Source organism: Armatimonas sp. (assembly GCF_031410135.1).
Classification (GTDB): domain Bacteria; phylum Armatimonadota; class Armatimonadia; order Armatimonadales; family Armatimonadaceae; genus Armatimonas.
Genome location: NZ_JANNYP010000715.1, coordinates 1 through 9,927 on the forward strand (window position 1 = coordinate 1; position 9,927 = coordinate 9,927).

At 52.9% G+C, this 9,927-nt stretch carries 5 protein-coding genes; all 5 read left to right on the forward strand.

The annotated features are described in order from the left end of the window. Positions 1 to 195 precede the first annotated feature (195 nt). On the forward strand, positions 196 to 3,156 hold the full coding sequence (locus RMO15_RS26060; protein ID WP_309719669.1) for a penicillin-binding transpeptidase domain-containing protein: 2,961 nt from the start codon (positions 196 to 198) through the stop codon (positions 3,154 to 3,156). 207 nt (positions 3,157 to 3,363) lie between these two features. Further along, a complete protein-coding gene (locus RMO15_RS26065; RefSeq protein ID WP_309719671.1) occupies positions 3,364 to 4,098 on the forward strand; it encodes a hypothetical protein in 735 nt (244 codons plus the stop codon). A 134-nt stretch (positions 4,099 to 4,232) separates the two neighbouring features. Next, on the forward strand, positions 4,233 to 6,311 hold the full coding sequence (locus tag RMO15_RS26070; RefSeq protein ID WP_309719673.1) for an N-6 DNA methylase: 2,079 nt from the start codon (positions 4,233 to 4,235) through the stop codon (positions 6,309 to 6,311). Next, positions 6,308 to 7,615, forward strand: a complete 1,308-nt coding sequence (locus RMO15_RS26075; protein WP_309719676.1) for a restriction endonuclease subunit S — start codon at positions 6,308 to 6,310, stop codon at positions 7,613 to 7,615. The genes RMO15_RS26070 and RMO15_RS26075 overlap by 4 nt, the downstream gene beginning before the upstream one ends. Next, the coding region (locus RMO15_RS26080) for a DEAD/DEAH box helicase family protein (RefSeq protein WP_309719678.1) at positions 7,612 to 9,927 on the forward strand (2,316 nt) is incomplete at its 3' end. The genes RMO15_RS26075 and RMO15_RS26080, both read left to right, overlap by 4 nt.

Consider the following 9,927-nt stretch of genomic DNA (forward strand, 5'->3'; position numbering starts at 1 on the left):
TCAAGAGCGCGGGCGTAGATCTGGCCTCTCCGGAGCCGGTGGAAGCGGCATTTGCCACGATGGCCCACTATGTAGATCGCCTGGAGACCCTGGTTTGATCGCACGCCGCACATCTGCCATCTCCCCGCGCTTCGTTCGTCCCTCACTTCGTGCGACCCTCTTCCCGTATTTGCTCCTTCGTCGCCGGAAGAGGGTTTGTCAGCCCCTCTTCCCAACGAGGAACGAGTGGCAGGGGAAGAGGGGAGCCGAGGAACGAGGCGGGGAGATGGCTTTGGGGCGTCGCCAATGATCCTACGCCGCCTGCGCTTGACGGAGGCGCTGTTGCTGTTTTGTACGGCGATTGTTCTGCTGACCGGAACCCTGCTGGTCTCGGTGGCAAAGACACCCGCGACCACACCCGTGCTCCTCAACACGGCAACGGCTCCCGAGCTTGCCAAGGCGCTGGGCGGCGATGGGGCACTGGCAAAGGCGGTTTTAAGCGAGCGTGAAAAAAAGGGGGCTTTCTCGGATGTAGATGCCCTCGTGCGCCGCAAGGTGCTCTCGTCAGCGCAGCTTCGGGCTTATGAGCCCGAGCTAGCCGTGCGTACCTGGGGTTTGGCCAATGCCACGCTCTGGCTCTCGACACTGGGGCTGCTGGTAATGTTCCTGGTGCTCCATCTGCATCTTCGCCGTATCTGGCCGGTTGCCGATCCGTATTTGTTGCCCTGTGCGGCCTTGCTCTCGGTGCTGGGCGTGCTGCTCCTGTTCGCCCTCAAAGACCCGCTCCGGGACCGGATGGCGTTCTTTGCCCAGGCACAGGGAGTCTGGCTAGGGGGAGTGGGCGTTCTGCTCTTGACTCTGAAGCGCTTCTGGAATCTGCCGCTCCACCGCTACAGCTATCTCTATGTTCTGGGCTCGGTGCTGCTCATTGTGCTTCTTGGGGTCTTCGGTGGTGGCCAGGGGGGAGTCAAGCTCAATCTCTTCGGGTTTCAGCCGGTGGAGCTGGTGAAAGTGCTCCTGGCGTTCTTCTTGGCCAGCTATCTGGCGGACCGGGGGAGGGCACTTGCTGATACATCGCCACAAGCACGACGGGCCGATCTCTATCCACTTCTGGCGATGTACGCCCTGCCTCTGGCGCTCTTTGCCCTTCTCAAAGACCTCGGGCCTGTGCTGGTGCTCTTTGGGACTTTTATGGCGCTGCTCTATGTGGTGACCAGCCGAAGCGCCTTTGTCTGGCTGGGGCTTATTACGCTGGGGCTGGGGGGCTGGGTGGGCTATGTGCTACACTTTGGGGTCTTTCGCACCCGTGTTGAGATGTGGCTGCACCCGTGGGACAACGCCGCCCGTGGAGGCGATCAGCTGGCACTGGGGCTCTGGGGCATGGCGACCGGCGGCCCAAGTGGTGCTGGTCTGGGGCTGAGTGGAGCACGTTTTATCCCAAGAGGCGGCTCGGATCTGGCGTTCTCAGCGCTGGGCGAGGAGCTGGGACTGCTGGGACCGCTGATTGTCGTGCTCTGTCTGGCTGTGATCCTCTGGCGTGGCCTCGTCATGGCGCCTCGAACCCGCTCAGAGTTTGAGCGTTATCTCGCCACGGGGCTAACCGTGCTGATTGTTTTACAGGGGCTGGTGATTGTCTGCGGGTGCCTGGGGCTTCTCCCCCTGACGGGAATCTGTCTGCCGCTGGTGGCGTTTGGGAAGTCGTCGGTGGTGATGACCTGGGTGAGTATCGGGCTTCTGCTTGGCATCTCGCATCGCGCTCAGCACGACCCCGAGCTGGTGCAGCCGTATGTGCACAAGGGGCTGGGACGCCTGGCGCTCACCCTCACTGTCCCGCTCTTACTCTGTCTGATAACCGCACTGGCGACGCAGACAGTTCTCGCCAACAAGCTCGCGCTTCAGCTGGTGCGCACGCCCGATGCTGATACCGTGGTGCGTCCCCACCGAAACCCACGTCTGCTGGCGCTCTCGAACAAGATCCAACGGGGCCGGCTCCTCGACCGCAACGGGAAGGTGCTCGCGGAGACGGTGGCGGGTAAGCGGGTCTATCCCCGAGGCGCAGCGACTGCGCACTTGGTCGGGGTGCTCTCGCCCGCACTGGGTGGGCCGACGGGCCTGGAGGAGTCGCTGGCCGCGCCGCTGCAAGGCATGGAGGACTGGGAGCAGGCGCTGGCGCTCTGGCGGGGCAAAGACCTGCCGGGCTTCACGCTTCCGCAAGGCCAGGATGTCAAAGTCTCGCTGGATGCAACCCTTCAAGAGGCGGCGCTCAAAGCAATCGCCAAGCGCGCCAAGCGTGCCGGAGCCGCCGTGGTGCTAGACATCGCAACCGGTGAGGTGCTGGCCGCCGCGACATTTCCGACCTACGATCCCACTAAACCCGTCACCATAACCAAAGACTCGCCTCAGCTCAACCGAGCAACTAGCGGGCTCTATCCCCCCGGCTCCGCGTTCAAGCCGGTGACTGCTGCTGCGCTTCTCAAGGCGGGAAAAGGCGCTGCGAAGTACTCGGGCGGCAAAGGCGGGCGGGAGACGGTGCGCTGGAAGATCGGCAGCCAGAGCTACTCCCGTAGCATCACCAACGATGAGGGCGAGGCGCTGGGGAGAAGCCTGACCCTGACTGCGGCTATGGTGCGCTCGTCGAATATCTACTTTGCCCACGCCGGAATTGATGTTGGGGCAGAGGCGCTTCAGATGACAGCGGGACAGTTCGGCCTGACCCACCTGCCCGAGCGTCCCCAGTGGGAGCGTGAGCTGCCCGACCTTTCCTACGGCCAGGGAAGCCTGCTCGCCACGCCGATGGAGCTTGCCTCGGTAATGCAGACCATCGCCAGTGGAGGCATCCGTCGCCGCCCACACTATGCTCTCTCAGAGAATCCCGAGACACTTGCCACGCCACTCACGCCGGAGCAAGCGGAGGTGATCGCCAAAGCCCTACGCGAGGTCACCGAGAGCGGGACGGCCCGTGGGGTCTTTAGCACACTCGCTTTTAAAGTCGCGGGCAAGACCGGCACGGCCCAGACCAGTAACGGCGATAAGAAAAGCCACTCGTGGTTTATCGGCTTTGCCCCGGCCCAGAACCCCAAGGTCGCCTTCGCGGTGCTGATCGAAAACGGTGGCTACGGCGCAAAGTCCGCCGCCCCTGTTGCCCGAGAGATCCTCCGCGCCTGGGACGAAAAGTAGCGTGCCCCCTGACCCCCACAAGTGGGGGAACTCTAGGGAAGCGTGCTAGCAGTCTTATTTAGCCTCCTCGCGGCGTTATTAACGTTCCTTGACGTGCTATTTTGCCTCCTTGCAACTTTATGTGTCTTGCTGTGTCCGATCTGTCAGTACCTTGCCGTGATCTTTACCATCCTGGTGAGGTTATTTTGAGAGAGAGGAATCAAGTTCATGGACACTGAGACAATGATAGACGACACGGAGACGAAAAGTGCCAAGCCACCCCGGCGACCACGGGGACTGGTGAATGCTCTCTGGGTAAAGGGGCTCGATCAGGCGGAGCAGCTTACACAAGTCGCACAGCGCGAGAGTATCACGCCGGTGCTGCTGGCCGAGGAGCTTCCCGTCGGCTTTGCAGCGGCGCTTCTGGCGAAAGTCGGGGCGTGCCGAGCACAGCTTGCGCTGTATCTGAGTGCGACAGGGGATAAGCAAAGTGCCACCGCAAGGGAGAAGGAGCTACGCCTGGTGCTGATTGGCCTCTTGCAAGGGGTGCAGACTGCCGCGAAACGCAAGTGGGCACGGAGCGCCACGGAGCACAGCCAGCTCAAGGCGTACTATGTCGGCATCACCCTCAAGAACCTGGGCTTTGCGGGGCTTGCCGAGGCCGCCGATGCGATCCTGCGTCAGGCACGCCTTGACACCCTTCCCGGAGTGAGTACCGAGAAGCTCACCGCGCTGGAGGTGGCGATGGGGGCATGGAAGGCAAAGAACGCCGCGCAGTCCGAGGAGCAAAACGCCGCGACTCGTGCGCATGCTGAGACCGAGCGCTTGTTTAAAGAGATCACCGACGAGCGCATCCAGCTCCAGCTCACCGCCGATGCCGCGTTTCCCTACACGGATAAGGCCAACGGGGCAATTCGTACGGAGTTCGATCTCCCCAAAAACGGCCCTTACAAAACGGCTTAAGGTGCCAAAATTCTCCAGCCGCCCGCCGTAAGCGGGCGGCTTTTTTTATCAAAGAGCGGGGATGCCCTTGTGCTACAATACCCACTGCGAGCGCGGCCTCTGTTGCGCTTTGGAATGGGAATAGCAACGTAAAAATGAGTTTGAATATACTTCAGTACGAATCGAAAATCTGGGCAACAGCGGACCTTCTGCGAGGGAGCGGGATCAAGGAATCCGAGTGGCCATCGTTTATGATGCCGTTTTTTGCTCTGGTAATGATCGAGAGCCGCTTGGTGCGAATGTTTGATGAGCTTAAAGATGGAATTGGAGAAGTGGCTTTTGCGGGTATTGAAAAAGAGGATCTGTACGAGCTTATTCGTGATAAGGGGCAGGGCTATAATATTTTCGTCTTTGAAAAAGGACAAACCCTGACGGATATTTGTAAAAACGATAAGTCTTTTGAGATTGATTTTCAAGCGTATTTGATGGGCTTCGACGGTGAGACGAAAGACTTGCTGGGAGTGGATGCGGTTGAGGGCGAAAAGTTCTTAGACATTAAGGGGGTTATCGCTAAGCTCAAGGCAAAGAAGGTTCTTTTAGGGTACACGAAGCTGTGGGCAGAGATTGACCTGAAGCCTTTCAATAACTCCGAGATTACGACTCTTGAGGAGCATATTAAGCGTAAGTGGGCGGATATTTCGGCGGAGACGGCGGGAGAGCAGTACACGCCCGATGATGTGATCGCGCTGATTTCGGAGATTATCGCCTCGAAGATTGAGGAGAGTGACAAGCTCCTGAAAATCTATGACTGCACCTGCGGCGGTGGCAACATGCTCTTTGGCGTGGAAGATCGGATCAATGAGAAGTCGAAGCGCCTGACACAGACCTTTGGGCAGGACTGGAACGATGCGCTCTATGCCTTGGCGAAGATCGAGAGCCGGTTTCGCCCAGACTCCAAGATTGAGCATGGCAATACGCTGGTGGACGACAAGTTTTATAACGATGAGTTCGATGTGGTGGTTGCCAATCCCCCCTATGGTGTGAGCTGGAAGGGCTACGCACAGGATATTGAGAACGATAAGACCGGGCGTTTCAAGTTCCATCCTTCTGTCTCTGATGGTCAGCTTCTGTTTATGCAGCACCTGATCTCGAAGCTGGATAGCAACGGGATGGGCGTGGTGGTTCACAATGGCTCGACTCTGTTCAGCGGCGATGCGGGGTCGGCGGAGAGCAATATCCGTAAGTGGATGCTAGACACCGATATTGTTGAGGCGGTGATTCAGCTTCCCACCGATGAGTTTTTCAACACGGGCATCTATACCTACCTCTGGGTTCTGAATAAGAAGAAGCAGCCAGAGGGCAAGGATAAGGTGATGCTCATCAATGCGAGCGAGAAGTTCAAGCCGCTGAAGAAGAGCAAGGGTTCCAAGCGCAAAGAAGTAGACGAAGCGAGCCGCCTGGAGATTGTCGCGACCTTGGAAGCGTTTGTGGACAATGACTATGCCCGCGTGTTTGAGAAGGAGTTTTTCTACTTCAACAAGCAGGCGATCATGCTCACGAACGTAGACGAAGCGGGGAACTCGTTTGAGAGCCAGTTGCCGCTGAAGGAGGACAAGAAGACCGGCGAGCTAAAGCGCGAAACGTCGCTGGAGCTGGTGCCCGTCAAGCTGGAGTGCGGTGGTATCCTGCTCACCAATTTCTCGATTACCACGTCAGATATTGCTGGCTATGTGTCGCTGGAAGCCTACCACGAGCAGTCCCTAAAGCCTCTGATTTCTAGCCTCGATTATAAAGAGCAGCCGCTGCGTATCACGACAGCGGAGGCGGTGTATTACTTCGATAACGATCAAGAGACACTCATCAAGGAAGTCGGCGGTAAGAAAGACGCGCTAGGCTGTGGAAAGATTGTGGTGTCTGCTGCGGTGAAGAAAGCTACCAAAGCGAAGCCGGATCGGATTGAGATTAGCATCGAGCTGACACCCGATTATCAAAAAGACTATGAGATTATTCCGTTTCACAGGGACGCGGGGAGTAACCAAGCGGCAATTGCAGATTTTATGGAAAGGTATATTAGTAAGCCATTTGTCTATCTTGATAATGTAGTAGGTGTGGAATTAAATTTCAATAAAATTTTTTACAAGCCTGAGCAACTTAGTGAAGTGACGGACATCCTAGATGAAATTATCGCAATAGATGCACAGATTAAATCTATGGAACAGGACTTAGTGTTATGATACAAGGTAATTTCTCAAAATATGAGAATTATAAAAACAGTGGTATTGAGTGGATTGAGGAAGTACCAGAGCATTGGGAGATAAAACGCCTAAAAGAAATTCTTTCTGAAGTCGTTTATGGAACATCTGAAAAAACAAAAGAAACTGGCAAGTATGAAGTTTTAGGAATGGGTGATATAGATGAAGGAAAAGTAAGTTTTCCGCAGAAGAGATTTATTGATGATATACCAAACTATCTTCTGATCAAAAGAGGAGATTTACTTTTTAACAGAACTAATAGTCCTGCTTTAGTTGGAAAAGTAGGGCTTGTTGAAGTGGATACACACAATGTAACTTTTGCATCATATTTAATCAGATTAAGGGTGAGAAATAATCAACACGATAGATATTTTTGGTATTTCTTAAACAGTGAGCTTTTTATCTCATATAGCAGATCTAATGCGATTCAAACAGCAAATCAAGCAAATCTAAGTTCGTCAAAACTCAAACAGTTCAAAATAATACATATTCCTCTTAGTCTTCAAAAAGCCATCGCAGATTATCTTGATGCAAAAACAGCATTAATTGACCAACAGATAGACTTGCTAAAACAAAAAGCAAATCAATATAGCCAACTCAAACAATCACTCATCAATGAAACTGTCACGCGCGGATTGGATAAATCTGTGCCGATGAAAGACAGTGGTGTGGAGTGGATTGGTGAAGTGCCAGAACATTGGATAATTAAGCGCCATAAAGATATCTTTACTGAGCGAGGGAGCAAAGGCTATCCAGATGAACCATTATTAATAGCATCTCAAGACAGAGGAGTTGTATTGAAAAATTCTTACGATAGACACACGATGACTATTCAAAAAGATTTCGACTCACAAAAACTTGTTAAAATAAATGATTTTGTAATTAGCCTAAGATCATTTGAAGGAGGCATTGAAATTGCTCACAACAGAGGGATCATAAGTGCAGCTTATACAGTCTTTTATAAATCTGACCCTTCAGGTTTAGGATATTACAAATACCTCTTCAAATCTAAAAAATTTATCTCTTTCTTAGCAACACTCACAACAGGTATTCGTGAAGGAAGAAATATAAATTATCAACAATTAAAACGTGATTTTATACCTGTTCCTCCTATATTTGAACAAGTCAAAATTACTAATTATCTCAATGAGAAAATAAACCTTATAGAACAGATAATTATCAATATAGACGTTCAAATAACAAAATTAGTAGAGCTACGAAAAACACTGATTAATGATGTAATAACAGGGAAAATTAAAGTTACGAAAGCAGCCCCCGCCGAATGAATGAGTTACACCTCCAAGATAAATTCCTCATCCCACATCTCCAAAATGATCTTGGATACAGAGAAGTCAAAGCAAATACTGTTACATCTTCCCTGATTATTGAAGAAGACCTGCTAGAATTTCTTTCGGAGTCAAGCCTCAATAAAAAATCCTACGAAGCTCTCCTGAGAAAATACAGTGGCAATGCCAAAGCCCTGCTGAAAGATGCCATCGAACTGATTCAAGAGCGCATTGCCAGTAGCCGCAACATGGCGCTGTTTCTCAACGGCAATAAATCCATCACACTTCAGGGAATCAAACTCCATCTCTTCTACACCAGCGACAGCGTCATTCACGGAAACGACCTCTTCGACGAAAACATCTTCTCGGTTGTCCAGGAGCTTCCCTACAAATACAAACTCAACGGCGCACAGCTCTTTTCTTTCCGCCCCGACATTGTCTTTTTTGTCAATGGAATCTACCTCGGCTACAGCGAACTCAAGAGCAACTACACCAACCAGAACGCCAGCAAGAACGGACGCGGGAAGGTAATTAAGGACTACTTTGAAGCGGTCAGAATCTACCACCAGCACATTGACAGCAACGCCCTCCTTAGTGACGCAGAGAAGCTAACCTACCGCAAAGACTTCCTCAAGATTTTTGAGAAAGCCATCCACATCACCACCACCGACATTGGCGAGACCTATGTCATCCGCACCATTGCGGATTTCTTCGATGACATTCTCGCCTCCTGCCGCGAAAACAAGTTCGACCGGGAAGAGACCGAGAAGAAAGCCCACGGCGTTTTCAAACAGTATCCCCTGATCAATCCCCACGCTGAGAAGAAAGACAAGCTCAAAGAACTCTTCGCCGCCCACTACGGCAAGTTCATGATCGAGAAGGAAATCCTCTACTACAACTTCATCGAGCGCGATGTCTTCATCAACAACGGCGTCAAGGAAACCAAAAAAGAAGCCGGTCAGCTCATCTCCCCGCGCCCCAAGCAAAAATTCGGCACCGACAAGATCATGGCAAAGATAGACGAGTTCCTCGAACACGAGCAAGAGCCCGACTACTTTGAAAAGCTCCTCGAAAAGCAGCTCGTCGGAGTCAGCGAAGCCAAGAAGAAAGAGCTGCTCGACAAGCGCCGCGCCTACTCCAACAACAAAAACGTCTACTCCTTGCTCATGCAGTACGCCGCTGGCTTTGGCAAGTCCAACATCATCGGCTGGTCCGCCTCCCAGCTAAAAGACCTACGCCGCGACGGCGCATACGTCTACGACAAGATCATGATCGTCGTGGATCGCCTCCAGCTCCGTAGCCAGATTGACTCCCTCCTGCTCAACATGAACATTGACCGGAGTATGGTAAAAGAGGCCAGCACCAAAAAGACCTTCCTAGACGCACTCTCCTCAGACACTCGCCTGGTCATTGTCAACCTCCAGAAGTTCGGGGCTGTGCGCGAAATGCTCGACGACGAAGTACTGCAAAAGCTCGCCAAGATGCGAATCGTGTTTCTCATTGATGAAATCCACCGCTCCAACAGTGGCGATCAGCATGAAGAAATGGTCAGCATCTTCGACGAGCTACAGGGCAGCTTTGACAATGCGACCACCTATGTTGCAGGCCCACGAAAGAAAAACCTCATCATCGGCTTCACTGCCACCCCCGACGACAACGCGCTCGCACGGTTTGGTGAGTTCAGCGGCTACGCCGAGAGCGAGAAACTCTGGAAGCCCTTTGACAGCTACACCATGAAAGAAGCCATCGAAGACGGCTTCATTCTCAACCCTCTCAAAAACATCGTCCCAGTCGCCTCCAAGATGCTGTTCGACCTCCCCAGCAATCCCCTGGCAGGCTTCACCACCAAAGAGTACAAAGACGCTGACAAGAAGCAAATCTACGAGAACCGCGACCGAATAGACGCCATTGCCCAGTACGTCGCTGACCTCCTTGTCAAAGATGTCTACCGCCAGATACGCGGCACCGGCAAAGCCATGCTTGCCTGCTACTCTATCAAAGCCGCCATCGCCTACAAATCCGCCGTAGAGAAACACTTCAACGAGCTAGTCAAAGACCCAAAATACGCCAAGTACGCCGATGCCCCGATTCACATCGTCTACTCCAGCAACCAGGATGAGCAGAGCGCCGCAAGCCTAAATGGTGACCTCACCGAGGAGAAAGTCCTAGAACACTTTGCACTCAGTAAAAACGGCCTCATGATCGTTGTCGCAAAACTTCAGACAGGCTTTGACGAAAAGAAGCTCCACACCCTTTTTCTGGACAAAGAAAACCGAGGCATCAACGCCATTCAGACGATCTCCCGAGTCAAC

Bases quoted from the DNA above. Each gene is read 5' to 3' on its own strand.
- RMO15_RS26065 (WP_309719671.1), top strand. From the start codon at position 3,364: ATGGACACTGAGACAATGATAGACGACACGGAGACGAAAAGTGCCAAG.
- RMO15_RS26070 (WP_309719673.1), top strand. From the start codon at position 4,233: ATGAGTTTGAATATACTTCAGTACGAATCGAAAATCTGGGCAACAGCG.
- RMO15_RS26075 (WP_309719676.1), top strand. From the start codon at position 6,308: ATGATACAAGGTAATTTCTCAAAATATGAGAATTATAAAAACAGTGGT.